The 24,172-nt window shown below is 38.2% G+C and carries 27 protein-coding genes and 1 tRNA gene; 17 read left to right on the top strand and 11 right to left on the bottom strand.

Translation table 11 applies throughout. The features are described 5' to 3' along the window. The first annotated feature begins 54 nt into the window (after positions 1 to 54). From tpiA to Q4597_RS18620, 3 genes are all read left to right on the top strand, one after another. Positions 55 to 804, top strand: coding sequence for a triose-phosphate isomerase (gene tpiA / locus Q4597_RS18630; RefSeq protein WP_215912601.1), 750 nt, complete (start codon positions 55 to 57; stop codon positions 802 to 804). Positions 805 to 961: 157 nt separating this feature from the next. Further along, positions 962 to 1,798, top strand: a complete 837-nt coding sequence (prmA, locus tag Q4597_RS18625; RefSeq protein ID WP_303407607.1) for a 50S ribosomal protein L11 methyltransferase — start codon at positions 962 to 964, stop codon at positions 1,796 to 1,798. A gap of 27 nt (positions 1,799 to 1,825) precedes the next feature. Then, positions 1,826 to 2,101 (top strand): ATP-dependent Clp protease adaptor ClpS, encoded by a 276-nt coding sequence (locus Q4597_RS18620; RefSeq protein WP_215441384.1) that lies wholly within the window; start codon positions 1,826 to 1,828, stop codon positions 2,099 to 2,101. Positions 2,102 to 2,115: 14 nt separating this feature from the next. Here Q4597_RS18620 and Q4597_RS18615 read toward each other — a convergent pair whose 3' ends face one another. From Q4597_RS18615 to Q4597_RS18595, 5 genes are all read right to left on the bottom strand, one after another. Then, positions 2,116 to 2,529: a DUF6691 family protein gene (locus tag Q4597_RS18615; protein WP_289063256.1), complete on the bottom strand. Its 414-nt coding sequence runs from the start codon at positions 2,527 to 2,529 to the stop codon at positions 2,116 to 2,118. Between the two features lie 3 nt (positions 2,530 to 2,532). Further along, on the bottom strand, positions 2,533 to 3,090 hold the full coding sequence (locus tag Q4597_RS18610) for a YeeE/YedE family protein (RefSeq protein WP_303407604.1): 558 nt from the start codon (positions 3,088 to 3,090) through the stop codon (positions 2,533 to 2,535). An 88-nt stretch (positions 3,091 to 3,178) separates the two neighbouring features. Further along, positions 3,179 to 3,550 (bottom strand): hypothetical protein, encoded by a 372-nt coding sequence (locus Q4597_RS18605; RefSeq protein ID WP_303407603.1) that lies wholly within the window; start codon positions 3,548 to 3,550, stop codon positions 3,179 to 3,181. A 29-nt stretch (positions 3,551 to 3,579) separates the two neighbouring features. After that, the gene (locus tag Q4597_RS18600; protein WP_303407602.1) at positions 3,580 to 3,804 is read right to left on the bottom strand and encodes a hypothetical protein; all 225 of its coding nucleotides are present in this window, start codon (positions 3,802 to 3,804) and stop codon (positions 3,580 to 3,582) included. A gap of 336 nt (positions 3,805 to 4,140) precedes the next feature. Next, positions 4,141 to 4,214, bottom strand: a tRNA-Arg gene (locus Q4597_RS18595). 130 nt (positions 4,215 to 4,344) lie between these two features. Here Q4597_RS18595 and Q4597_RS18590 point away from each other — a divergent pair. Then, positions 4,345 to 4,857, top strand: coding sequence for an adenine phosphoribosyltransferase (locus Q4597_RS18590; protein WP_303407601.1), 513 nt, complete (start codon positions 4,345 to 4,347; stop codon positions 4,855 to 4,857). On the opposite strand, the gene Q4597_RS18585 is transcribed toward Q4597_RS18590, so the two are convergent. Next, positions 4,854 to 5,006: an SsrA-binding protein gene (locus Q4597_RS18585; protein WP_289041451.1), complete on the bottom strand. Its 153-nt coding sequence runs from the start codon at positions 5,004 to 5,006 to the stop codon at positions 4,854 to 4,856. The genes Q4597_RS18590 and Q4597_RS18585 overlap by 4 nt on opposite strands. A gap of 570 nt (positions 5,007 to 5,576) precedes the next feature. On the opposite strand from Q4597_RS18585, the gene Q4597_RS18580 reads away from it, so the two are divergent. Continuing rightward, on the top strand, positions 5,577 to 6,515 hold the full coding sequence (locus tag Q4597_RS18580; protein ID WP_303407600.1) for a calcium/sodium antiporter: 939 nt from the start codon (positions 5,577 to 5,579) through the stop codon (positions 6,513 to 6,515). 127 nt (positions 6,516 to 6,642) lie between these two features. Then, on the top strand, positions 6,643 to 7,797 hold the full coding sequence (locus Q4597_RS18575) for a glycerophosphodiester phosphodiesterase (RefSeq protein ID WP_303407599.1): 1,155 nt from the start codon (positions 6,643 to 6,645) through the stop codon (positions 7,795 to 7,797). Positions 7,798 to 7,892: 95 nt separating this feature from the next. Here Q4597_RS18575 and Q4597_RS18570 read toward each other — a convergent pair whose 3' ends face one another. Continuing rightward, entirely contained in the window at positions 7,893 to 8,909 is a 1,017-nt protein-coding gene (locus tag Q4597_RS18570; protein ID WP_215441395.1) for a glutamine synthetase beta-grasp domain-containing protein, read from the bottom strand. A gap of 211 nt (positions 8,910 to 9,120) precedes the next feature. Here Q4597_RS18570 and Q4597_RS18565 point away from each other — a divergent pair, with 211 nt between their 5' ends. From Q4597_RS18565 to pyrF, 7 genes are all read left to right on the top strand, one after another. Then, the gene (locus Q4597_RS18565; protein WP_215441396.1) at positions 9,121 to 11,307 is read left to right on the top strand and encodes a glutamine synthetase III; all 2,187 of its coding nucleotides are present in this window, start codon (positions 9,121 to 9,123) and stop codon (positions 11,305 to 11,307) included. Positions 11,308 to 11,424: 117 nt separating this feature from the next. Next, positions 11,425 to 12,606, top strand: a complete 1,182-nt coding sequence (locus tag Q4597_RS18560; RefSeq protein WP_303407596.1) for an AIR synthase related protein — start codon at positions 11,425 to 11,427, stop codon at positions 12,604 to 12,606. Positions 12,607 to 12,656: 50 nt separating this feature from the next. Then, on the top strand, positions 12,657 to 13,109 hold the full coding sequence (locus tag Q4597_RS18555; protein ID WP_215441398.1) for a ubiquinol-cytochrome c reductase iron-sulfur subunit: 453 nt from the start codon (positions 12,657 to 12,659) through the stop codon (positions 13,107 to 13,109). Positions 13,110 to 13,137: 28 nt separating this feature from the next. Continuing rightward, positions 13,138 to 13,572, top strand: coding sequence for a thioredoxin family protein (locus tag Q4597_RS18550; protein WP_303407594.1), 435 nt, complete (start codon positions 13,138 to 13,140; stop codon positions 13,570 to 13,572). 35 nt (positions 13,573 to 13,607) lie between these two features. Then, positions 13,608 to 14,564, top strand: a complete 957-nt coding sequence (locus Q4597_RS18545) for an FAD:protein FMN transferase (RefSeq protein WP_289041439.1) — start codon at positions 13,608 to 13,610, stop codon at positions 14,562 to 14,564. A 144-nt stretch (positions 14,565 to 14,708) separates the two neighbouring features. Next, positions 14,709 to 15,785, top strand: a complete 1,077-nt coding sequence (gene prfA, locus Q4597_RS18540; RefSeq protein ID WP_215441404.1) for a peptide chain release factor 1 — start codon at positions 14,709 to 14,711, stop codon at positions 15,783 to 15,785. A gap of 45 nt (positions 15,786 to 15,830) precedes the next feature. Next, the gene (gene pyrF, locus Q4597_RS18535; RefSeq protein WP_303407591.1) at positions 15,831 to 16,640 is read left to right on the top strand and encodes an orotidine-5'-phosphate decarboxylase; all 810 of its coding nucleotides are present in this window, start codon (positions 15,831 to 15,833) and stop codon (positions 16,638 to 16,640) included. Between the two features lie 12 nt (positions 16,641 to 16,652). Here the strand turns inward: pyrF and Q4597_RS18530 are convergent, their stop codons facing one another. After that, positions 16,653 to 16,883 carry a hypothetical protein gene (locus Q4597_RS18530; protein ID WP_289041435.1) on the bottom strand — a complete coding sequence of 77 codons (231 nt, stop codon included), beginning with the start codon at positions 16,881 to 16,883 and terminating at the stop codon, positions 16,653 to 16,655. A gap of 352 nt (positions 16,884 to 17,235) precedes the next feature. Here Q4597_RS18530 and Q4597_RS18525 point away from each other — a divergent pair, with 352 nt between their 5' ends. After that, positions 17,236 to 18,024 carry an alpha/beta fold hydrolase gene (locus Q4597_RS18525; protein WP_303407587.1) on the top strand — a complete coding sequence of 263 codons (789 nt, stop codon included), beginning with the start codon at positions 17,236 to 17,238 and terminating at the stop codon, positions 18,022 to 18,024. Positions 18,025 to 18,286: 262 nt separating this feature from the next. On the opposite strand, the gene Q4597_RS18520 is transcribed toward Q4597_RS18525, so the two are convergent. The 3 genes from Q4597_RS18520 to Q4597_RS18510 all read right to left on the bottom strand — a co-directional run bounded on the left by Q4597_RS18520 (position 18,287) and on the right by Q4597_RS18510 (position 20,448). Next, positions 18,287 to 18,991: a DUF4197 domain-containing protein gene (locus Q4597_RS18520; RefSeq protein WP_215441410.1), complete on the bottom strand. Its 705-nt coding sequence runs from the start codon at positions 18,989 to 18,991 to the stop codon at positions 18,287 to 18,289. Between the two features lie 103 nt (positions 18,992 to 19,094). Further along, positions 19,095 to 19,946: a formyltetrahydrofolate deformylase gene (purU, locus tag Q4597_RS18515; RefSeq protein WP_303407585.1), complete on the bottom strand. Its 852-nt coding sequence runs from the start codon at positions 19,944 to 19,946 to the stop codon at positions 19,095 to 19,097. Between the two features lie 88 nt (positions 19,947 to 20,034). Next, positions 20,035 to 20,448 carry a hypothetical protein gene (locus Q4597_RS18510; protein ID WP_215441414.1) on the bottom strand — a complete coding sequence of 138 codons (414 nt, stop codon included), beginning with the start codon at positions 20,446 to 20,448 and terminating at the stop codon, positions 20,035 to 20,037. A 127-nt stretch (positions 20,449 to 20,575) separates the two neighbouring features. Here Q4597_RS18510 and Q4597_RS18505 point away from each other — a divergent pair, with 127 nt between their 5' ends. The 3 genes from Q4597_RS18505 to Q4597_RS18495 all read left to right on the top strand — a co-directional run bounded on the left by Q4597_RS18505 (position 20,576) and on the right by Q4597_RS18495 (position 24,160). Continuing rightward, positions 20,576 to 21,022, top strand: a complete 447-nt coding sequence (locus Q4597_RS18505; protein WP_215441416.1) for an Lrp/AsnC family transcriptional regulator — start codon at positions 20,576 to 20,578, stop codon at positions 21,020 to 21,022. A gap of 115 nt (positions 21,023 to 21,137) precedes the next feature. Continuing rightward, positions 21,138 to 23,207 (top strand): T9SS type B sorting domain-containing protein, encoded by a 2,070-nt coding sequence (locus Q4597_RS18500; RefSeq protein ID WP_303407582.1) that lies wholly within the window; start codon positions 21,138 to 21,140, stop codon positions 23,205 to 23,207. A gap of 128 nt (positions 23,208 to 23,335) precedes the next feature. Then, on the top strand, positions 23,336 to 24,160 hold the full coding sequence (locus Q4597_RS18495; protein ID WP_303407580.1) for a mechanosensitive ion channel family protein: 825 nt from the start codon (positions 23,336 to 23,338) through the stop codon (positions 24,158 to 24,160). Positions 24,161 to 24,172 lie beyond the last annotated feature (12 nt).

Below are 24,172 nucleotides of genomic sequence, written 5' to 3'. Positions count from 1 at the left end.
CAGAAGTCGATGAAAACGAATCAACCCCATACAATAACACTAAACACTTAAAAAATGAGAAGCAAAATTGTTGCAGGAAACTGGAAAATGAATAAAAACTTGGCTGAAACTGAAGCATTGTTGACCGAATTGGCGGCTAAGTTACCGGATACGCAGGCCGAGGTTATGGTTGCGCCAACTTATGTAAACTTGGCATCTGCCGTAAGAACTTTAGAATCTTCGGCTATAGAGGTTATTGCCCAGAATATGCACTTTGCGGAAAGTGGAGCGTATACCGGAGAAATATCTGCAGATATGTTGTTGAGTATTGGTATTGATACCGCAATAATTGGACACTCAGAAAGAAGGGCTTACTTTGGAGAGACCGATGAAATATTGGCAAAAAAAGTAAAGGCTGCCTTGGCTAAGAACATTCGTGTTATGTTCTGTTTTGGAGAGGAGCTTGAAGACAGAAAATCCGATAACCACTTTAAAGTTGTTGAAAGCCAGTTGAAAAATGCACTTTTCTCTTTGGACGCATCGGATTGGAGTAAAATAGTTTTGGCCTATGAGCCGGTTTGGGCTATTGGAACAGGTGAAACGGCTTCACCGGAACAAGCACAGGAAATGCATGCCTTTATCCGCAAGGCCATTACGGAAGCTTATGATGCTTCTATAGCTAATAATGTTTCTATCCTTTACGGAGGTAGTGTAAAACCAGCTAATGCAGAAGAGATTTTTGGCAAGCCAGATGTAGATGGTGGTCTTATTGGTGGTGCGTCATTGGTGGCAGATGATTTTGTAGCCATTATAAAAGCAATCTAAATTTAGATTGGAACGTTACTTTAATAGCCCTTTCCCAGTTTGTGGAAAGGGTTGTTTATTTAACAAAGAAATGACCATATACTAAATAGCAAAGCCAAGGGAGTTTTGTAAGTTAACGAACGAAAAACCGACTAAACGTCGGTTAAAAAACACTAGGATGTCCAACACTATATATATTGAGTATAATTTCTCCGTAACCCCAATGCAGCCTGGTTCGGATATTTTAATTGCCGAGTTAGGCGAGGTTGGTTTTGAGAGTTTTGTTGAAAATGAAGATGGGGTGTTGGCCTATATTCAAAAAGATGACTGGAACGAGAGTATTCTTGAAACGGTTGAAATTCTGGATAATGAGCTGTTTACCGTAAACTTTGCTGTAAAAGAGATGGAACAGGAAAACTGGAATGCCACTTGGGAAGAGAATTTTGAGGCAATTCAAGTAGCGGACCAATGTGTTGTTCGTGCTCCATTTCATGAAAAGCCCAATGTGCAGTATGATATTGTTATTGAGCCTAAAATGAGCTTTGGTACGGGGCATCATGAAACCACTCATATGATGCTTCAGTTTATTCTGGAAAATGATTTTGAAGGAAAGGATGTTTTGGATATGGGTAGTGGTACTGGAGTTTTGGCCATACTGGCGGCAATGAAAAATGCGGGTCATGTAGATGCTATCGATATTGATAATTGGTGCTATTTGAACGCCAAGGAAAACGTAGAACGTAATAATTGTGGACATATTTCCGTTTTTGAAGGTGATTCTTCGCTTTTAGGTAAACAGAAATATGATATCATTCTAGCGAATATCAATAGAAATATTTTGCTGGCGGATATACCGGTGTACGCTGAAAACTTAAGGGAAAACGGAATCCTATTCTTAAGCGGTTTCTATGAAGAAGATATTCCCTTAATTTCGGAACAGTGCCTGAAGTCAGGGTTAAAGTTTGAAAAAAATCTGCAAAAAAATAATTGGGTTGCAGTAAAATACGTATTTTAGAAGGGTATACTATTTTAAATTGATTGTATGAGTTTCAAAGAAAAAGTATCGGAAGAGCTACTATTAGAGGAAGAAGTAGTAAAACAAAATGAAATTGTTGTTTTTAATGATGATGTAAATACTTTTGACCATGTTATAGAAACTTTGGTTGATGTATGTGATCATACACCTGTGCAAGCGGAGCAATGCTCCCTTATTGTACATTACAATGGTAAGTGTACCGTAAAGACAGGTGAGTACAAAGATTTAGAACCTAGATGTAGCAAATTGCTACAGGCGGGTCTAAGTGCGGAAATCGTCTAGGATTTCTATAGGTTTTAGTGTGGAAGTTTGTTTCTAAGCACGCCATAGGCAAATGTGCCAAGCGTGGCGGCCGCTATAACAATGAGCATACTAAAGAACCCAGCTCCTAAGAGTATATACATAGGGCCCGGGCATGCACCCGCTAGCGCCCATCCTAATCCAAATATGGTACCGCCCAATATATAACGGGTAAAACTTTTATCTTTAGGGGGAAGATTTATTTCTTTCCCCTCTATACTTTTTACACGGAATTTTTTAATTGCCCACACAGAAATAGCTCCTAGTACCACGGCCGATCCGATGATTCCATACATATGAAATGATTGAAACTTGAACATTTCAAATATTCGGTACCAAGAAACAGCTTCTGATTTAACCAATACAATGCCAAAAAATATACCAACAAATAAGAATTTTAGAAACTTCATGCCTTAAAAGATTAGGGGTAATAAAAAGTGTGTCATAATAAGTCCTCCTGCAAAAAAGCCAATAACGGCAATTAAAGAAGGTAGTTGGAGGTTGCTTAAGCCGGTAATGGCGTGCCCAGAAGTACAGCCACCGGCATAACGGGTCCCAAAACCAACTAGAAAGCCGCCTACTATTAAAACAGCCAAACCTTTTAAGGTCAATACGTGGTTCCAATCATAGATTTCGGCCGGTAGCAAGGAAGTGCCGGCATTTTCAAAACCCAGTTCTTTTAGGTCTAATACGGTTTGTGGGTTAAGTTCTATAGCAGAACCATCCGATAGAAAGTTAACGGCAATAAAACCACCTATAATAGCACCAAGAACTACGGTAAGATTCCACTTTTGGGCCTTCCAATCAAACTTAAAGAAGTCGGAATATTTGCCAGCACCACCAATACTGCAAAAGGTCCTTAGGTTGGAAGACATACCAAAAGTCTTTCCAAAATAGATAAGGAAAACCATTACTAAGGTGATTAACGGGCCCGAAACGTACCATGGCCAGGGTTGAAGTATGCTATCCATATTAAAAATTTGTACAAATGTAAAGCTAAAGCGTTTAGGGCAATGTAATAGATGTTACATTGAAAAGGAGATTACTTTTCTGAAGTTATTAATTTATGATTGTACCATAAACTTCAATTTTCAAGGTTGGTAGTATGTTTAGTTTTATTCCTTTTCCTAGGCTAATGCTAAAAGAATAGGCATTTGACTTAAACCCGTTTGTGTCATAAAATTGTTTTAACAATCCGTCATAAGCTATAACCTTATTTTCATGGTAAGCGTTTTTGGTTAAACTGTCATAGGCTATAGTTCCATTTTTGTGATATACCTGCTTTAGGTAAGCATCGTAAGCTTTTATCTTATTATCATGGTATGCACTTTTTGATAGTTCATCATAAGCAATACCTCCATTATAATGGTAAGCAATATTTAACATAGGATTGAAGGCCTCGACTCCATTTTCGTGATATTTAAATTCCATATACTTGGTTTTTAGTATTGTTAGTCTAATTATTGGTTTAATAACTGGTCCAGTTTGGATTCTATCCTGTCCAATTGGTCCGGAATATCCAATATTCTTTTGATTTTAAAGATGTCAGTATCAGTCTGAATGGGGATATTTAATTTATTTGCCTGAGATATGATGCGATTGTCATCAAGTAATACAGGAAGTTTGTCTTTAGTTAGGTAATCATAGTTGACGTTAGGGAATGTCTTTACTATCTTTTCAATCATACTTTGGCTAAGTTTGGCCTTATTTTCGGGGTCTAACACATGATACACAGAAGCATGGCTTTTGTATCCAAGTTTTTTGTAGAAAGCATTAGCAGATAAATTTAGTGCGTCTAAAACTGTTTGAAGTTTTTCCGAGTCAGATTTTTTGTTCATAATATAAATTATTGTTTATACAACAGAAATATAAATTTATATGATATAAAACATAATAATTACATCATTAAGTTTTGTAATTGTGTTTATGTGTAGTTTGAAGTGGACTTGGGGAGGTTCAGGTAAATGAGAAATTTAAAAAACAAAAAACCCCTAGAAACGGGTGTTTCTAGGGGTTTAGAGTGATCCTGACAAGATTCGAACTTGTAACCTTCTGATTCGTAGTCAGATGCGCTATCCAGTTGCGCCACAGGACCAATAAAATAACTTTGATTAGGTTTCCTCTTAGTAGAAGAAAAAAGAAACTGGATATTGCCAGCTTTTTACCTAACGGGGTGCAAATATATTTCTTTTTACATTTACGGCAAAATATAAGTTACTTATTAAATGAATTTAAAAACCTTTATTAGGGATATTGACAACTTTCCGCAAGAAGGAGTTGTCTTTAAAGACATAACTCCCTTGCTGGCAAATGCCCGGGCCATGCAATATACATTGGATAAACTCTTAGAGCTAGTAGGTGATGTTGCTATAGATAAAGTGGTAGGAATGGAAAGTCGTGGTTTTTTCTTTGCGCCGCTATTGGCTCAAAAGCTTAATGCCGGGTTTGTTCCTGTGCGAAAGCCTAACAAACTCCCAGCTGCAAAAACCAGTCAGACCTACGATTTAGAGTATGGTACGGATACACTGGAGATTCACAGTGATGCAATTCTACCTGGAGAAAAAATATTGGTACATGATGATGTATTGGCCACTGGCGGGACGGCAAAAGCCACCTGTAATTTAATTGAGCGTTTGGGCGGTGAAATAGTCCAATGTAATTTTTTAATTGAACTGGATTTTTTAAGTGGAAGACAAAAGCTAGGTAATATTCCTGCTCAGGCACTTTTGCATTACTAGTCCAATGCCCGGGTTGTAACAAAATAACGCCAACCAATTAAAGCCATCTGCAATTTTGAAGCCTTGGAAAGGTCTAGTCTTCTTTTGGTAAAAGAAGGGAGTAGTACTTGGTTTGCTTTGGCAAGAAATTTAAAAAATGCTTTTTTCATCTGTTAGTTTATCTCATCTACTAACTTATTGAAAATAAAGTAAAAGACCGCCATATGGCGGTCTTTTATTATATAGGCCTATATGATTTAACTTACGCTACTATCGTGATCAGCGATACTAGAATTAATAATAGAAGTTTAGCAAGTGTAATCATAATTAGGGGTTTTTAGGGTTAATAGATAGCTGGTAATAATCGATTATCCAATCAAGATAATTAAAAGAAATGCCCATTTCCTAATGAATTGATACGAATTATTCAATTTGAATGCGGTTTTATAAGCGTATAAATGAATTAAGTTTATAATTTAAAAATTTATTCTTCAGTAATGTTTTAAATTGAAATTTAAATGAGCTTAAAGTGTTCTAAAGTGTAATGTGTGAAGGGGTATTTTTAGAGCTGTTTTACTTTTTAAGCATAGTTTTGGTTAAGAATTGATGTTTTTTGGGTAAAACCATTTTTGGGCAGTAAGTTGTTTTACAGTAAATGATGCTTGGCTGGCCTGGAAAGAAAGCTGTCAATAAGTTAAAATGTTATATATCTTTGTTCCATAATACCCTGAAACCAGTACATGCAAAATCTTCTTTTTATTGTTCTAGGCCTAGCACTTTTAATTTCCGGCGGTAACTGGCTTTTAAAATCGGCTGTGGCACTTTCATTACGATTGAATATCCCAAAAATTGTTATAGGTATGACGGTGGTGTCCTTTGCTACCTCCGCTCCTGAGCTTATTGTTAGTATTAAAGCTGCTCTTGATGGTTTTCCGGATTTGGCATTGGGCAATGTAGTAGGGTCCAATATAGCCAACTTAGGACTGGTATTGGCGGTAACCGTACTTATGGGAAGTATAGATGTGCGTAAGACATTTTACACAACAGATTGGCCTGTTATGATGGTTGCGTCATTGCTTTTTTTCGGGTTTATATTTTTTGATGGGGAATTACAGCAGTATGAGGGAATAATTATGGTTGTAGGTTTATTTCTGTTCTTGGTGTATTTACTCCGTTTTCAAAAGCAGGCCGTTGAGGATGAAGCGCCCGAAGATGACGAACCTTTGCCTCTATATAAATTGGTACTGTTTTTAGGACTTGGGGGTACAGCGCTTTGGGGAGGCTCTGAACTGCTTATTAGCGGGGCTGTAGGTTTGGCTACACTATACGGTGTTAGTGAGCGTGTAATTGCAGTAACGGTTGTTTCTGTTGGTACAAGTATACCGGAATTAGCCGCATCTGTAATCGCAGTTATTAAAAAAGAAAAAGCGATTTCCTTAGGTAACCTTCTTGGGTCCAATATTTTTAATCTTCTAGCGGTATTGGGAATCACTTCTATAATCACCCCTATTAAAGTGGTAGATGAAGAGTTGTTGAGTAATGACATTTTTTGGATGCTGGGTATTTCTTTTCTTATCCTTCCTTTGGTGTTCATTCCTAAAGGTTTGCGTTTGGGATGGCGAGACGGGTTGGTCTTGTTAGCTTGCTATATCACCTTTGTTTATATTACGGTTTCATAAGTCTCTTTTCTGCTTATTTACAATTTCCTAAAGATTTCTATAGCTAAACGTATAGATATGGTAACTTAAATTAACCCTTGGCTAATATGTGTTTTGTTGTTTTAGTGTCAACTTAAAAACCACTAAAATGAAAAAAATGAAATTTTTGTCAATGGCCGGATTATGCTTTTTATCCTTATTTACTTCTTGCGATAAGTTAGATGATTTTATCGGAAGAGGAGCTCAGGACAAGGAGCGTAAAGAGCCATTGGTAATAGCGCATAGGGGCGCACAGTCTATTTACCCTGAACATACCTTAAAGGCTTACGCAAAAGCTATTGAAATGGGGGCGGACTATATAGAGCCGGACTTGGTTATGACCAAGGATAGTGTTTTAATTGCAAGACACGAACCGTTTATCTCGGGTACCACCAATGTTGCGGATTTACCGGAGTTTACTGATTTAAAAACTACCAAAAACCTAGACGGAAAGGAAATAACGGATTGGTTTGTGTCCGATTTTACTTTGGAGCAAATCAAAAAATTAAAGGCGAAGCAGGCGCGTTCCGATCGTTCTAATAGTTTTGATGGTATGTTCCAGATTCCAACTTTGGACGAAATCATCGCCTTGGCAAAATCAAGAAAAACTACAAAAGGAGAAAAAGTGGGGATATACCCAGAAATGAAGCATCCGTACTTTCACAATCAATTGGGGCTTGCTATAGAAGATGCTTTGTTGGAGAAGTTGTCCGAAGCAAAATTAAACTCTTACCATTCGCCTGTATTTGTACAGTGTTTTGAGGTGGCTCCTTTGCAGTACATCAACTCAAAGTCAGATGTAAAGTTGGTTCAGCTTATATCAACCTATAATGTAAATGCAGATGGTACGTTAGATTTTAATGTTCCTGAGGGCGATTTTATTTCGTATGCCGCTCCTTTTGATTTTTATGCCAATGGCGATGCTAGAACTTATGAGTATTTCTCTACGGAAGAAGGTATGCGTTTTGCTTCTGAATATGCAGATGGGATAGGACCATGGAAACCTTTTGTAATTTCCTTTTCGAGGGATGAGAGTGGGGCGATTACTGTTCTGCCAAAAACCGATTTTATTGATTTGGCCCATAAGTATGATTTAGATGTACACCCTTATACCTTTAGAAACGAAGATGAGAAGTGGAGCAACGGTAATGCCCAAGCTGAATACCACTTGTTCTTTGATGCCGGTGTAGATGGTGTTTTTACGGATTATACGGATGAGGCCGTAAATGCAGTGCGTACTTGGGAAAGACTTAAGGAGGATTAAATTCTCCTATTAAAATAACTAGATGTAAAAAAAACGTCCGAACCCATGGGTTCGGACGTTTTACATTATGTCAACAACAAAAAAATTATATGCAATTATACATCTGCAGACTTAACTGTCTTGATGATTCTACCTGCAATTTTGTATGGATCACCGTTAGAAGCTGGTCTACGATCTTCTAACCAACCTTTCCAGCCTTGTTCAACTGTAATGATTGGAATACGTATAGAAGCACCTCTATCTGAAATACCATAACTAAAGTCGGTAATAGAAGCAGTTTCGTGAAGACCGGTCAAACGTTGGTCGTTAAATTCACCGTAAACGGCAATGTGCTCTTTTACTACTGGACGGAAAGCCTCACAAATTTTCTCGTAAGTTTCTTTATCGCCACAAGTTCTTAATGTAGTGTTAGAGAAGTTGGCGTGCATACCGGAACCGTTCCAATCCATGTCTTTTCCTAATGGTTTTGGGTGGTACTCAATATAGTAACCATGTTGTTCTGTTAATCTATCTAAAAGGTATCTAGCAACCCAGATTTCATCTCCAGCTTTCTTAGCGCCTTTAGCAAATAATTGAAATTCCCATTGTCCAGAAGCAACCTCTTGGTTAATTCCTTCAAAGTTCAATCCTGCATCAATACAAAGGTCAGCGTGCTCTTCTACGATATCTCTACCGTGAGTGTTTTTACCACCTACGGAACAGTAGTACATTCCCTGTGGAGCAGGGTAACCACCAATAGGGAAACCTAGAGGAAGTTGAGTGGCCGTATCCATAATAAAGTATTCTTGCTCAAACCCGAACCAGAAATCGTTATCATCATCATCAATAGTTGCTCTACCGTTAGATACATGTGGTGTTCCATCGGCATTTAAAACCTCGGTCATTACCAAGTATGCATCTCTACGTGCAGGATCTGGGTAAATGGCAACTGGCTTTAATAAACAATCTGAAGATCCACCTTCTGCTTGTCTTGTTGAACTTCCATCAAAAGACCACATTTCACAATCTTCCAATTTTCCTCCAAAATCGTTTACGACTTTGGTCTTGCTACGCATGTTCTGTGTAGGGAAATATCCATCCAACCAGATGTACTCTAATTTAGTTTTGCTCATAATTACGGTAATTAATTTTAAATTTAAAGACAAACAAAAATATGTTTTTTGTTGAATTATACTAATTTTTAGGGGGGTAAATGTCAAAAAATTGAGTATAATTTAGGATAGCCCTATTTTTGACAGGGTATTTTGTGGTAAGTTGATTATTTTAAGTTTTTATTATTAAATCGTTAATCCTTATTTTAGCCGTTCAAAATTTTGTAAAAGTATGTCTAGACAGCGATTTGATGCTATTGCCGAGAGCAGAAAGAGAGAGCGTATAAATGTTGATGAAAAGGGCCGTAGATCGGAGCTTTTTGCCAGCAACGTCTTCAATAGTGAACGAATGTTGCAATATCTTACCAAAGATGCATTGGCAAGTGTGCAGGGTGCTATTTTTTCAGGTTCAAAAATTGATAGAAAAATAGCGGACCAAGTAGCCGAGGCTATGAAATGTTGGGCTATTGAAATGGGGGCAACCCATTATACACATTGGTTTCAACCGCTTACCGGAGCTACAGCGGAGAAGCATGATGCTTTTTTTGATTTGATGCCTGATGGCAGGGCTTTGGAAAAATTTGGCGGCGGACAATTGGTGCAGCAAGAACCAGATGCTTCCAGTTTTCCCAGTGGAGGAATAAGAAATACTTTTGAGGCAAGGGGGTATACGGCATGGGATCCAACTAGTCCCGCGTTTGTGTATGATACTACCCTATGTATACCTACAATTTTCGTTTCCTATACGGGAGAGGCTTTAGATAATAAGGCGCCTTTGTTACGTGCATTAAGTGCGGTTGATGAAGCGGCAACTGCAGTTGCCCGATACTTTGATAAAACCGTGGTTAAGGTAAATGCAACATTGGGATGGGAACAGGAATATTTCCTAATAGACAAAGAACTTGCTTTTTCTCGCGTAGATATAAACTTAACGGGTCGCACTTTGGTAGGGCATTCTGCGGCTAAAGGTCAGCAGTTAGATGATCATTATTTTGGTGTAATACCGCTACGGGCCATTAATTTTATGAAAGAATTAGAGGTGGAGTGTATGCGCCTTGGTATTCCGGTTAAAACAAGACATAACGAGGTGGCTCCCAATCAGTTTGAGTTGGCCCCAGTTTTTGAGGAAGCCAATTTAGCGGTGGATCACAACCTTCTTTTAATGGATGTGATGGATCGTATTGCGGATAAACATCATCTAAAGGTACTTTTTCACGAAAAGCCGTTTGCCGAGATTAACGGATCCGGTAAACATAATAATTGGTCATTGGCCACAGATACGGGAGTAAACCTTTTAAGTCCGGGTTCTACACCCATGAAAAACCTTCAATTTTTGACCTTTTTTATAAACACGATAAAGGCGGTTGATACGTATGAGGAGTTGTTGAGGTCTTCCATTGCATCGGCTAGTAACGATCATAGGTTGGGGGCAAATGAAGCACCACCGGCAATTCTATCCATATTCGTAGGTAAGCAGTTAGGTAGTGTTTTAGATGAGTTGGAGGGAGTCTCCAAAGGTAAATTATCACCGGAGGAAAAAACAGAACTTAAACTTAATGTTGTTGGGAAAATACCGGAAATATTACTGGATAATACAGATCGTAACCGTACATCGCCCTTTGCGTTCACCGGAAATAAATTTGAAATGCGAGGCGTTGGTTCAAAGACCAATTGCGCCAAGCCTATGACTATTCTGAACACCATAGTCGCTAAGCAACTACAGGACTTTAAAAAGGAGGTAGATGCATTGGTAGACAAAAAGAGCCTGAAGAAAGATGAGGCTGTTTTTAATGTGCTGCGTGAGTATATTAAAACCTCTAAGCGCATTCGTTTTGATGGCGATGGCTATAGCGATGAGTGGGAAAAGGAAGCAAAACGAAGAAAATTAAGTAACAATAAAAATACGCCGCAAGCCTTACAGGTTCTCACCTCAAAGGAAAGTCTAGACCTTTTTGAGTCTATGGGCGTTATGAGTGAAAAAGAGGTTGCTGCCAGACAGGAAGTAGAGTTGGAGGCCTATATATTACATATTCAGATAGAAGGTAGGGTTTTTAATGAATTGGTGTACAATCATATAATTCCATCGGTTGTTGAGTATCAGAATATGTTGATTAAAAATGTTTTGGGCCTAAAGGAAATCTATGGTGCGGCACACCGTAAGTTAACAGACGGACAGTCCGGAATTATTGAGCAAATAGCGGAACATATTGCCGAGCTAAAAAAACAAACGGATGCTATGACCGATGCTCGAAGAAAAGCCAATAAATATACGGACACCCATAAAAAAGCTTTTGCATACAGTGATAATGTAAAACCTTATTTTGATGAGATAAGGATGCACTGTGATAAGCTGGAAAGGTTGGTAGATAACCGCTTTTGGCCATTAACCAAGTACAGGGAATTATTGTCTATTAAATAAAGCCATGGTATAGGTATTCAGTGAAAATTCTTCTGTATTTAAGAACTTTTGGAAAGTTTTTTTTGTCAAGCAAGGATTATTCGGTGAATACCTTATTTTTGCCAAAAAGCCGTAATAATGAGTTCGTCTACTAGTGAAAGATATAGCCAAAGAGGGGTTTCGGCCTCAAAAGAAGATGTGCACAATGCCATAAAAAACATTGATAAGGGACTCTTTCCAAAGGCGTTCTGTAAAATTGTTCCGGATTATTTAACCAATGATGAAGAATATTGTTTGGTAATGCACGCAGATGGGGCAGGAACAAAATCTTCGTTGGCCTATATGTACTGGAAAGAGACCGGAGACTTATCCGTTTGGAAAGGTATAGCACAAGATGCCCTTATCATGAACATAGATGATCTTATCTGTGTGGGAGCTACGGATAACATTATGCTTTCCTCTACTATTGGGCGTAATAAAAACTTGATTCCGGGAGAAGTTATATCTGAAATCATAAACGGCACCGAAGAACTTATAAAAGATTTGGCATCCCATGGGCTGACCATTCGTTCTACGGGGGGAGAAACGGCAGATGTGGGTGATTTGGTTCGGACTATTATTGTAGATTCTACGGTTACGGCGCGTCTAAAGAAAACAGATGTTATAGATAATGCCAATATAAAGGCAGGAGATGTTATTGTTGGTTTGGCCTCCTTTGGTCAAGCAACCTATGAAAAGGAGTACAACGGGGGTATGGGCAGTAACGGATTGACTTCTGCTAGGCACGATGTTTTCTCTAAATATCTTGCTGAGAAATATCCGGAGAGTTTTGATGCTTCCGTACCAGATGATTTGGTGTATTCAGGGAGTACAAAATTAACGGATAAAGTTGATGAAAATGTTCCATTGGATGCGGGTAAATTAGTCTTGTCACCTACCCGAACGTATGCACCTATCGTAAAGAAAATTTTAAGCAAATATTCTTCCCAGGATATTCATGGTATGGTACACTGTAGTGGTGGTGCGCAAACTAAAATTCTACACTTTGTAGATGAGCTTCATATTATAAAGGACAATCTTTTTCCTGTGCCACCTCTGTTTAAATTAATTCAAGAACAATCCGGTACGGACTGGAAAGAAATGTACCAGGTGTTCAACTGTGGTCATCGTCTTGAAATTTATACCAGTGAAGCCGTAGCCAAAGATCTTATAGCAATTTCTGAAAGCTTTGGTGTAGACGCTCAAATTGTAGGTAGGGTAGAGGCAAGTCCTTCTAAAAAACTGACCATAGAGAGTACTTATGGCAAGTTTGTCTATTAAAGCATACGAATCGTTTCAATACTTCGTTTTCTATAGTAAACAGTAGTACTATGGAGAGAAAACAGTTCTTAAAAACCCTAGGGGCCAGTGCAGCCTTTGCCTTGGCTTTTCCATGTTTACACGGCTGCTCTAGTGACAGTGGTGATGATGGAGAAGCGGAAGGAAACACCCCAATACCTACTGGAATAGATTTTACTCTTGATTTAGATGCTCCGGAAAATGCGAAACTAGCCAGTAATGGCGGTTTTGTTTTGAAAAATTTAGTGGTGGTGGCTAAAAATTTGGAAGGAGAATTTGTTGCTGCTAGTCAAGTTTGTAGTCATCAGGGATATGAAGAAGTGCGTTTTGCCAATTTGCATGGAGGTATTTTTTATTGTGATGTGCATGGTTCGCAATTTGAGCAAGATGGTACTCCAAAGAACAAGGTAGACAGTGCTACACCCAAGGCATTGAAAATTTTTAAAACCGAATTAACGGATAATATGCTACGCGTATTTGAATAAATGGCATTGAATTTGTTTTAACCCAGATATGAAAAAGGTCGTATTCTTACTATGCATGAGTTTTGTTAGTTCTCTTTTTGCCCAAAATTGGCAAGAGAACTATACAGAAGCCCAAGCTCTGGCAAAAGAAACCAACAAAAACCTATTATTGGTTTTTGCTGGGTCAGATTGGTGTGCGCCTTGCATAAAACTGGAAAAGACTATTTGGGAATCTGCAAATTTTAAACAGTTTGCAAAGACGGATTTGGTGCTCTACAAAGCGGATTTTCCAAGAAAGAAAGCCAATAAGCTTAGTAAGGATTTAGTTATTCAAAATGCAGATTTGGCAGAACAATATAACCCTCAAGGGCACTTTCCTTTGGTTGTTCTTTTAAATGAAGACGGTAAGGTTTTAGGAAATACAGGGTATCTTAAACTTACTCCGGAAGCGTATGTAAATCACTTAAAGACTTTTTTAAAGTGAGGAAACTACTATGCATAATATCTTTTTTTTGTCTTTTGAGCAATTTTGCTCAGGAGAAAAAACTGGTTACCGTACATAAGGCCATGGAGCTTATGGGTACCCGGTTTGATATAACCGTTGTTTCCACCAATGAGGATTTAGGTTATATAAATATAGAAGAGGCTACTGCGGAAATTAAGCGTATTGAGAATATGATCTCTGCATGGAACCCGGAATCAGAAACTTCATTGATCAATTCAAATGCAGGAATAAAACCGGTAAAAGTAAGTCTGGAATTATTTATGTTGATAGAGCGGGCCAAACAGATTTCTGAAATAACGGATGGTGCTTTTGATATTTCTTTCGCTTCTATGGATGTCGTTTGGAAGTTTGATGGGTCAATGGCAAAAATTCCTACTCCGGAAGAAGTTAGCGCTTCCGTGAAGAATGTAGGCTATGAAAAAATAATATTGAATCCTGTAGACCATACCGTATATCTAAGTCAAAAAGGTATGAAGATATCTTTTGGGGCTATTGGTAAAGGGTATGCGGCGGATAAGGCCAAGGAGCTTTTAGTGTCCAAACAAGTGTTGGGTGGTATCATCAATGCCGCTGGAGACCTTACTACGTGGGGTACAAAAGCAACTGGAGAAAAATGGCTAATAGGTATAGCCAACCCATTAAGTGATGAAAAAATATTTTCTTGGCTGCCCATTGTTGAGTCCTCCGTAGCCACATCGGGGAATTCTGAAAAATATGTTCTTTTTGATGAGGTTAAATACTCACATATTATAGACCCTAGAACCGGTTATCCTACAACAGGGGTCAATAGTGTTTCCATTTTCGCCAAAAGCGCAGAATTATGTGATGCACTGGCAACCGCTGTGTATATTATGGGTAAAGAAGATGGTCTTGCGCTAATAAATCAATTGGGCGGTACCGAGGTTATTCTGGTAGATGCCAATAATGAGAGATATAATAGCAGTGGTATTTTGTTGAATGACAAGCCTTAGCGAACTACTAAATCTTCCGTTAAATAAAAAGTAAACAAACCTCTTATGATTTGGGGCTTCTAACTATTGCTTTTCATCAAAATAAAGGGATATCAATAAATGTACAAATTTGTCGTAAATTCGCAGCACAAGTGATGTAAGATAATGATAGATAAACTCAATATTGTTAAACAGCGTTTTGATGAGGTTTCTGACCTAATTATTCAACCGGATATTATTTCCGATCAGAAGCGCTATGTAGAATTGACTAAAGAATATTCAGACCTGAAGGAACTGGTCGGTAAGCGGGAGCAGTACGTAGAGCTTATGGACAATATTCAGGAGGCTGAGGAAATAATAGCGGACGGTAGTGATGCGGAAATGGTGGAAATGGCCAAAATGCAGCTAGAAGAAGCAAAAGGAAACCTGCCCCAGCTAGAGGAGGAAATAAAATTGATGCTTATACCTAAGGATCCGGAGGACGCCAAAGATGTGGTAGTGGAGATAAGGGCTGGAACCGGTGGCGATGAAGCCAGTATCTTTGCTGGAGATTTGTTCCGTATGTACACCAAATATTGTGAGAACAGGGGTTGGAAGACCAATGTTATTGATTTAAGTGAAGGTACAAGCGGCGGTTATAAGGAAATTCAGTTTGAGGTAACCGGGAAAGATGTTTACGGGACACTTAAGTTTGAGGCGGGCGTTCACCGTGTACAACGTGTGCCCCAGACCGAGACCCAGGGTAGGGTGCATACCAGTGCCGCAACGGTAATGGTTTTGCCAGAGGCAGAAGATTTTGATGTACAAATAGATCCTAAGGATGTACGGATAGATTTTTTCTGTTCTTCAGGGCCTGGTGGGCAGTCTGTAAACACCACATATTCGGCGGTGCGTTTAACACACATTCCTACCGGATTGGTAGCGCAATGTCAAGATCAGAAATCGCAGCATAAAAACAAGGATAAAGCTTTTAGGGTACTGCGTTCACGTCTTTATGACCTTGAATTGGCCAAAAAGCAAGAGGAAGATGCAGCAAAACGTAATTCCCAGGTAAGTAGTGGAGACCGTTCAGCAAAGATTAGAACATATAACTATCCGCAAGGACGGGTTACTGATCACCGTATTGGTTTAACCCTCTATGATCTGCAAAATATAATTGATGGTGATATCCAGAAAATCATTGATGAACTTAGTTTTGTAGAAAATACCGAAAAACTAAAAGAAGCTTCCGAAATTTTCTAAGCCTCTTTATTCTTGAAAACTCTAATATAATAGCGTAGCGTTTCTATGACTACAGAACAACTTGTTGCCCAGATTAGAAAAAAAAAGTCGTTTTTATGTATTGGTCTTGATACCGATCTAGAAAAAATTCCGCCTCATTTACTTGAAGAAGAAGACCCGATATTTGCTTTTAACAAGGCGATTATAGATGCTACGCATGATATTTGTGTTTCCTATAAACCTAACATTGCTTTTTATGAAGCCTATGGTATAAAGGGGTGGCAGGCGTTAGAGAAAACAATAACTTATATCAATACCAATTATCCGGAAATATTTACCATAGCAGATGCTAAAAGAGGGGATATAGGAAACACATCAACACGTTATGCCAAGGCATTTTTTGAGGACTTGGAGTTTGATTCGGTTACTATAGCTCCGTATATGGGAAAGGATTCCGTTGAGCCATTTTTGGCTTTTAAGGATAAGCATACCATACTATTGGCGTTGACCTCTAATGTGGGCGCTTTTGATTTTCAAACGAAGCTGGTAGAGGGTAAGGAATTGTATAAAACCGTACTTGAAACCTCAAAATCGTACAGCAATGCTGAAAATTTGATGTACGTAGTAGGGGCTACCAAAGCCGAATACTTGAAAGATATCCGAAAAATTATTCCTGAAAGCTTTTTGTTGGTGCCAGGTGTTGGCGCACAAGGGGGCAGTCTAAAGGAGGTCTGTGAAAATGGAATGAGTAAAAATGTAGGTCTTCTAATAAATTCTTCAAGAGGTATAATATATGCCTCAACGGGTTCGGATTTTGCGGACGCAGCAAGGCAGAAAGCTTTGGAGCTACAACGCCAAATGGCCGAACTTTTATAATTTACGAAGAAATTACTTCATCATATTTTCTAGAACCCTTTGGATTTTTTCAGCTTTTTGCTCAAAAAATTCTACCAATTTGGCATCGGTATACTTCATGTCGCTAGCCTTGTTCAAAAAGGTCTGATACTGGTACTCTAAAAGTGAAATCGCGTTTCTGTTTGAAGCGATTGGAGTAACTGTTCCTACTTTGCAATATTGATTTTCCATAGTCTTAAATTCCTTTATTACAAATATACGCACGTAAATCATCTTTGGATCTCGATAATCGCTGTAGATAGCAAAAATTAAGTTGAATTGATGATTTATTAACAGTTACCAAATACAATGGTTGCGAATCTGTTTTAAGTCTTGTTAATAACTCATTTTTCCTTGCGGATGTGTTACTTATTTTTTCGTTAAAACGATAAGATATTAACAATGAGCATTAGGGTTTGGAGGAGCTTGTAAACCAGATTCTTAAGTTTTTTACATTTTTCTTGAATTTTTCGTTTTTTCATGTCTTTGTGAATTATATTTTTCGCTCAATTCTAAAATGGATCAAAAGATTTAATACATTGCAAGATTCCCTAATGGGAGAAAACGAGAGAACACTTTGTTGAATTATGTAACATATCTAAACCAAGAATCGGATTCTTGGGTAACCTTTGTACACGGAGCTGGGGGCAGTTCTTCTATTTGGTACAAACAGTTAAGGGAGTTTAAAAAGCACTTTAATGTATTGCTTTTGGACCTTAGGGGGCATGGTGATTCCCAACCTGGTCTTAAGGACGCCTTTAACGATAAGTATACTTTTGATTACATTACGGAAGATATATTGGAGGTGCTTGATTTTCTTGAAATCCAAAAATCGCATTTCATTGGTATTTCCCTAGGTACGGTATTGATAAGGAACTTGGCCGAAAAGTATCCGGGACGTGTAGATAGTATGGTGTTGGGCGGTGCAATTATTCGATTAGATATGCGCTTTAGGCTTCTAATGGGCTTTGGAGGCTTATTTAAATCACTGGTGCCTTATATATGGTTGTACAAGCTTTTTACTTTTGCGATTATGCCAGATGGCAATCATAAAGAGTCTAGGTTGCTTTTTGTTAGGGAGGCCAAACGAATGTACCAAAAGGAATTTGTAAGATGGTACAAAATGGGCTCGCAAATCAATAGACTCTTACGCTTTTTTAGAGCTGGTGATATCAATATCCCTACATTATATGTTATGGGAGGTGAAGATTATCTTTTTCTTCCTTCCGTTAAGAAAATGGTTCAAAAACAATCTCAATCCAGTTTGTTGACTATTGAGCACTGTGGTCATGTGGTAAACGTGGAGCAGCCACAACTTTTCAATCGTTTTGTAATAGACTTTGTTGCAGACGTAAATAGAGGTTAGTTTAGCAAATTGTAGTTCAATACTGTCATTAGGAACTATAAGAATTTGCTGATAGTATTTTGATTAATAGAATAAAAAAAACCGGTGCTCCCACCGGTTTTAAACTAACTAACTCAAAAATTACTAACTCAAAAAATTCAGTATTTTAATATATAATTTTTACAATCAACAAGGTTGGTAAAATTGTAATCTGTAAAGACTACTTATGAATTTAACGGGTTAATTTTCAAGTTATTGTAGGGTTTATGTAAAATATTTTGCTTTAATCTTGGAGGCTAAAAACACGCCTTAAAAGGTCTGTTGTTCTAGAGGTGGCATTGTTCCTTATTTCCTTTTCTTCTACAGCTATCATGGTATAAACACCATTAAGTGCTTCTTGGGTAACATAATCCGTTAGGTCAGGATTTACTTTCTTTGTTAACGGTATGTTGTTGTATTTAGTAATAAGGTTGCTCCAAATTTTATCGGCCCCTACTTTGCTAAAGGAATTCTTGATAACGGGATTAAATTTAGCGTAAAGTTGTGTTTGCGTAGCTGAGGTTAAATATTGTGTGGCTGCATTGTCGCTTCCCAATAAAATGTTTTTTGCATCGCTAAAAGTTATGCCTTTTACGGCATCAACAAAAATAGGGGTGGCTTCACCAACCGCATCTTCTGCGGCTCTGTTCAACACCTTTAACCCTTCATCTGCCAGACTTCCTAGTCCAATATCACGTAACGTCTTATCTACTTTTTGAAGTTCTTCGGGTAACAGAATTTTTACAGCTTCATTTTTTAAAAAACCATCTTCTTGGGTTAGTTTGCTTACTTGACTTTGAATACCTTTGTCTAAAGCTTGTCTAAGGCCAGCGGCAATTTGGTCGTTACCTAATGCCGTTTCACCCTGAGGTAGTTGGTTTACCACCTGTTGTAGTTCATGACATGAGGTTAGGCTCAGGGCAAAAAATAGTATAATTAGTTTTTTCATAGCTTTAATTTTGATTTTTGCTTCAGTAAAGAAATAGAGGAAACACAACCCTTTATAGTAATGGCTGTTATAGATTTGTTATAAGATGTTCTTTAAATATATACTACGAAAAAATTACGGTCTTATTGTTGTAGACCATAGTCTTTCTAAGAATATGTAGTTTAACAGCTCTAGAAAGCACAATTTTTTCTAAATCACGCCCTTTGGCAATGAAATCTTTAATGCTGTGCGCATGGGTTACCGTGGTAACGTCTTGTTCTATTATTGGGCCGGCATCCAGTTCTTCCGTAACATAATGGCTTGTGGCTCCAATAATCTTTACACCCCGTTTAAAAGCGGCATGATACGGTTTGGCACCGGCAAACGCAGGTAGGAACGAATGGTGAATGTTAATGATGCGGTTGGGGAAATTGCTTATGATTTTAGGACTTACAATCTGCATGTACCTAGCTAGAACTATAAAATCTACTTGATGCTCCTTCAATAGTTCCAGTTGCTTTGTTTCTGCCTGTTCCTTGGTTTCCTTGGTTACCGGTATGTGGTAATAGGGAATGTTAAACTGGTCAGCAATAGGTTTAAGGTCTGGATGGTTACTAATAATGAAGGGAATTTCAACTTCTAGCTCACTAGAGTTAAATCTACTTAAAAGGTCATAAAGACAATGGTTGTATTTGGAAACAAAAATGGCCATCCTTGGTTTTACCCCACCTTCATGCATGCTCCATTGCATATGGTATCTATCTGCTAGTTCTTTCTGAAACTCTTGTTTAAAGGTTTCGGCAGCAAATGAGGGGTATTCAAAATCACTGTCCAAACGCATGAAAAATACGTTGGCCTCCTTGTCAACATGCTGATCAAGATAAACAATGTTCCCTTTATGTTGGTGGATAAAGTTGGTGGAGGTACTTATAATCCCTGCTTGGTCAGGACAATGAATAAGAATAGTTGTTTTCAAAATCGATAATTTAAAATCCAAAATTAGAACTTTAAACTTACAATTTTAGTATGTTATAAAATTTAAAACAAAAATGAGGGTAAGGTGTTCAATTAAAATAATTGGCACCTCCGTCCGGAAAAGAACTGCGCCATTTTTTAAATGACCGTCTAAAGCTCTTTATTTCGGTTCTTAAGAGGTTCAGGTACTCTTTTTCTTTTACGCCATCTTTTTCCAGGCCATTGCAATATGAGTTAATGTTGCGTATCATTATATTAATGAAACTGGCACTTTTCATACGCTCTATATGACAACCGCTAATTTCTGCGGAAGCAATTTTTTTAGGAATAAGAATAGCATCCGTTAATAGGGAATCTGCAATGCTATCTCTATGGCTATTAGATTGGTAGAGGTTAAGAAGGTCTTTGTTCAAAGAAACGTACGAAGCAATTTCCCTGCTCATATGACAGAGTTCCAAAGCTTTTTTATAGACCGGTAAGGCACGAAGGTTCTTGTAAGACATTTTTTCTTTAACTACTAATTTGGATTAATAAAGTTACGGCCAGATTTCAAGTTTTGTCTTTAGAATCAAAAGCTATTTTGTAATTTAGCTTTGGATAACAATCTATTTTTAAATTTTAGTTTCGATAATGAATATAGATGATTTAAACTGGAAAATACTCAAAAGACTTCAGGCAAACGCTCGCGAAACCTTTGCGGATATTGGTAGGCATGTAGGGCTTACGGCACCCGCTGTGGCTGAGCGGATAAAAAAAATGGAGGACCTTGGAATTATTGAAGGCTATAACACCAAAGTCTCGCATGCAAAGACAGGTCATCATCTAAAAGCTATTATAACCTTGCGGGCTTTTATGGGGAAACTAAAACCTTTTTTGGAAACGGTAAAAACTTACAAAGAGGTGGTAAACTGTTATCGCATAACCGGAAACGAGAATATAGTTATGGAGGTGGTTTTAAAGGACCAATTTCATTTAGAGCGGTTCATAGATAAACTTATTCAATATGGAGAAACACGTACCCATATTATTTTGTCTAACGTGGTGTCCAGTGCTCCCATAGGCAAGAATACATTTTAATATAGTTTAAGCAATTAACTATTACCTAACAGCTATATTAAAAATAAGTGCCTAGAACTAGTAAAGAGTTTCTTATATTTAGCATTCCGGTTTTTTCGGAATTACGCTATAGAAAATGAAAACATTAGGATTTTTGCTAGTGCTACTATCATCTTGTGGGCTAATGGGCCAGATTAAGGTAGATGATACCGGTTATTCGGTAGAAGAATTGGTGAAAAACGTACTGATTAACAGCAATTGTGCGGAAACGGGTAATTACACGTCAAAGACAGGTCTAGCCGAGGGTCTAAATGGTATAGGATATTTTGAGGCAAATGGTTCCGATTTTCCGTATGAAGAGGGTATTGTATTAAGTACGGGGCAGGCCAAGTTTGCCGAGGGTCCTAATGACAACATTCATGATGCTGGTAGCGAGCAGTGGCCTGGTGATGCCGATTTGAAATCCATAACGGGCTCCGATATACTTTTCAATGCTTCTTACCTACAGTTCGATTTTGTTCCGCATACCAATCATATCAGCTTTAATTTTTTATTCGCTTCGGAAGAATATCAAGAAAACTATCAATGTACTTTTGGAGATGTTTTTGCTTTTATCCTAACGGATTCAAAAGGGGTGTCTACAAATTTGGCAGTATTGCCCACAAATAAACTGCCGGTAAGTGTAACTTCTATACGTCCTGGTGTTGAAGGGGAGTGCGGAGGAAAAAACATCGCCTACTTTGATAAAATAAATGGCGAAGATTCAGCTATTTCCTTTCATGGCCAAACTACAAGTTTAACCGCAGAATCTCCCGTAGTTCCCGGGAGTTCGTATACTATTAAGTTGGTAATTGCTGATAATAGGGATTCTAAAGTAGACTCGGCCGTTTTTTTGGAGGCAGGTAGTTTTTCATTGGGGTATGATTTAGGCGGGGACAGGACCGTAGAAAGTGGTAATCCTGCATGTATAGATGAGGTTATTGAATTAGACGCCACTGTAGAAGGGGTTACGGATTACAAATGGTATAAAGATGATGTTGAAATTGTGGATTGGTCAGGAACTGCTACTGTTAATGTAACCGAGAGTGGAGATTACCGTGTGGAACTGGTTTTTTCTGAATCTTGCGTGGCTTCTGGAACCTTAAAAGCGGAGTTTATTCCGGCTCCCGTTATTACGGAAGCACCAGCGGATTTAGTTTTTTGCGATATTGATGATACTTCTGGAGAGGTGATAGATCTTACAGTTAATAGTCAGCCTATGTTAGGTGGGCAAGATGCCAACATTTATCAGGTTACATATTATTCAACTCTAAAGGATGCAGAGGAGTTTAAAAATGCTATTGAAACCCCAGAAACCTATGAGTTGGTAAGCGAGTCCCAGACTATTTTTGCAAGAATATCTTCCGGGAACAGTTGTTATAAAATTGCCTCTTTTGAGATTAATTTACTCGGACTTAATTTTCAATCGGAACTTGAGGAAGAGTATGTTCTTTGTTTGGATGCCGAAGGTGAAACATTAGACCCGTTACCTGTTTTAAATACAGGGCTTTCTGTTTCGGCCTATAGCTTCACCTGGTATAAAGAAACTATTTCTGCCGATAATTTAATAACCGGGGCAACGGATGCTTTTTACACAGCAAATGAGGAAGGAAATTATGTGGTGCAGCTTCAAAATATTGAATTGGGTTGTGAGTTTTCTATAGCTACTCAGGTAGTTAGCTCCCAACAACCCGAAGTTTTTGAAGTGGTCTTTGTTTCAGATCCTTTTACAGATAATAATACGGTAGACCTCATGGCGGAAGGAAACGGAAATTACCTTTACAGTGTTGATGGTTTTGATTTTGTGTCGGATAATAGGTTTGAAAACCTAAGTCCAGGAGAGCATACGGCCTATGTTACGGACATTCATAATTGCAGTACGTTGTCCGAAGAATTCACTTTAGTAGATTTTCCTAGATTTTTCACCCCAAATGGAGACGGTGTTAGTGATGTTTGGACCATTACAGGTTTTTCTCAAATAGAGAATCCGGATGTTAGTATTTTCAACCAGTACGGTAGGTTGTTGTATCAGTTAAACGGAAACGTGGGCTGGGATGGGACTTTTAATGGGCAGGCGGTTCCGTCTAGCGATTATTGGTTTAAAGTGGAATACACAAAAGATGGGGTTCGGAAAGAATTTAAGAGTCACTTTTCTTTAAAAAGGTAATAGGGTGACCCTTTGCTAGGTATGGATACTTCCTTTTGGGTGCTATTTTTTAAACTTTTTCAGTATCAAGTGTATAAAAAACACAAACTTTCTATAGAAGAACGCTCTCTTATTGTTAATTTTAATTCATGGATTTGGATAAACTTAATGAGTACGCTCAAATTGCAATAGATAAAGCGGTTTTTTATATACCTCGCATTTTCTTAGCAGGGCTGATTTTATGGATTGGTTTTAAGATAGCCAAGAAAGTAGTAGAGCTCGTAAGGAAAGCCCTGGAAAAAACTGGGTTTTCGGAAACCCTCCGTCCATTTTTGTCTTCAATTGTAGGGGTGCTGCTAAAAGGTACGGTTCTGTTTATTATAGCAACCGTTCTAGGAGCGGACCTTACAGGTCTTTTTGCCATATTGGCCGCAGCGGCTTTTGCGGTAGGGATGGCATTGCAGGGGAGCTTAGGCAACTTTGCTTCCGGTATTTTAATTTTAACGCTTAAGCCTTTTAAGGTATCGGATTGGATTCAAGTAGACGATAAGTTTGGCCGGGTGGTGGAGATAGGTATTTTTAGTACGGATGTGCTCACTCCCGGTAATAAAATATTGATTATTCCCAACTCTATGATTACTGAATCCGTAGTGACCAATTATTCGGAAAAGGGAATGATCAGGTTGGAGTTAGAGGTTACCATGCCTTATGAAGAGAGCTTTCCTAAAGTAAAAAAGGTTTTGGAGAATGCCCTAAAAGAAGTTTCGAAAATTCTACCTGAACCTGCGCCGGAAATAGGAATTTTGGATTTTGATTCGCACAATGTGCAATTGATCGTAAGGCCGTTTGTGTTGCCAGATGATTTTTGGGAAGTAACGTTTAATGCCAATAAAGCCATTAAAAAGGCCTTTAGCGAACATGATGTTAAAGTGGCTTACTCAGAAGGTGTGGAAATAGGAAAAATAGGGGAGTAGTCTTGAATTAAT

Source organism: Zobellia sp. 1_MG-2023, from assembly GCF_030549125.1.
Classification (GTDB): domain Bacteria; phylum Bacteroidota; class Bacteroidia; order Flavobacteriales; family Flavobacteriaceae; genus Zobellia; species Zobellia russellii.
The sequence above is the reverse complement of the archived record's forward strand: the minus strand, read 5'-3'. Positions and strand labels throughout refer to the sequence as shown.

What these genes read in the sequence shown, in the direction of transcription:
- prfA (WP_215441404.1), top strand. Translation starts at nt 14,709, where the DNA reads ATGATAGATAAACTCAATATTGTTAAACAGCGTTTTGATGAGGTTTCT.
- prmA (WP_303407607.1), top strand. Translation starts at nt 962, where the DNA reads ATGTCCAACACTATATATATTGAGTATAATTTCTCCGTAACCCCAATG.
- Q4597_RS18585 (WP_289041451.1), bottom strand. Translation starts at nt 5,006, where the DNA reads ATGAAAAAAGCATTTTTTAAATTTCTTGCCAAAGCAAACCAAGTACTA.
- Q4597_RS18605 (WP_303407603.1), bottom strand. Translation starts at nt 3,550, where the DNA reads ATGGAATTTAAATATCACGAAAATGGAGTCGAGGCCTTCAATCCTATG.
- Q4597_RS18495 (WP_303407580.1), top strand. Translation starts at nt 23,336, where the DNA reads ATGGATTTGGATAAACTTAATGAGTACGCTCAAATTGCAATAGATAAA.
- tpiA (WP_215912601.1), top strand. Translation starts at nt 55, where the DNA reads ATGAGAAGCAAAATTGTTGCAGGAAACTGGAAAATGAATAAAAACTTG.
- Q4597_RS18610 (WP_303407604.1), bottom strand. Translation starts at nt 3,090, where the DNA reads ATGGATAGCATACTTCAACCCTGGCCATGGTACGTTTCGGGCCCGTTA.
- Q4597_RS18575 (WP_303407599.1), top strand. Translation starts at nt 6,643, where the DNA reads ATGAAAAAAATGAAATTTTTGTCAATGGCCGGATTATGCTTTTTATCC.
- Q4597_RS18590 (WP_303407601.1), top strand. Translation starts at nt 4,345, where the DNA reads ATGAATTTAAAAACCTTTATTAGGGATATTGACAACTTTCCGCAAGAA.
- Q4597_RS18600 (WP_303407602.1), bottom strand. Translation starts at nt 3,804, where the DNA reads ATGATTGAAAAGATAGTAAAGACATTCCCTAACGTCAACTATGATTAC.
- Q4597_RS18550 (WP_303407594.1), top strand. Translation starts at nt 13,138, where the DNA reads ATGAAAAAGGTCGTATTCTTACTATGCATGAGTTTTGTTAGTTCTCTT.
- Q4597_RS18500 (WP_303407582.1), top strand. Translation starts at nt 21,138, where the DNA reads ATGAAAACATTAGGATTTTTGCTAGTGCTACTATCATCTTGTGGGCTA.
- Q4597_RS18615 (WP_289063256.1), bottom strand. Translation starts at nt 2,529, where the DNA reads ATGAAGTTTCTAAAATTCTTATTTGTTGGTATATTTTTTGGCATTGTA.
- Q4597_RS18505 (WP_215441416.1), top strand. Translation starts at nt 20,576, where the DNA reads ATGAATATAGATGATTTAAACTGGAAAATACTCAAAAGACTTCAGGCA.
- Q4597_RS18570 (WP_215441395.1), bottom strand. Translation starts at nt 8,909, where the DNA reads ATGAGCAAAACTAAATTAGAGTACATCTGGTTGGATGGATATTTCCCT.
- Q4597_RS18555 (WP_215441398.1), top strand. Translation starts at nt 12,657, where the DNA reads ATGGAGAGAAAACAGTTCTTAAAAACCCTAGGGGCCAGTGCAGCCTTT.
- Q4597_RS18520 (WP_215441410.1), bottom strand. Translation starts at nt 18,991, where the DNA reads ATGAAAAAACTAATTATACTATTTTTTGCCCTGAGCCTAACCTCATGT.
- pyrF (WP_303407591.1), top strand. Translation starts at nt 15,831, where the DNA reads ATGACTACAGAACAACTTGTTGCCCAGATTAGAAAAAAAAAGTCGTTT.
- Q4597_RS18620 (WP_215441384.1), top strand. Translation starts at nt 1,826, where the DNA reads ATGAGTTTCAAAGAAAAAGTATCGGAAGAGCTACTATTAGAGGAAGAA.
- Q4597_RS18510 (WP_215441414.1), bottom strand. Translation starts at nt 20,448, where the DNA reads ATGTCTTACAAGAACCTTCGTGCCTTACCGGTCTATAAAAAAGCTTTG.
- Q4597_RS18565 (WP_215441396.1), top strand. Translation starts at nt 9,121, where the DNA reads ATGTCTAGACAGCGATTTGATGCTATTGCCGAGAGCAGAAAGAGAGAG.
- Q4597_RS18560 (WP_303407596.1), top strand. Translation starts at nt 11,425, where the DNA reads ATGAGTTCGTCTACTAGTGAAAGATATAGCCAAAGAGGGGTTTCGGCC.
- Q4597_RS18580 (WP_303407600.1), top strand. Translation starts at nt 5,577, where the DNA reads ATGCAAAATCTTCTTTTTATTGTTCTAGGCCTAGCACTTTTAATTTCC.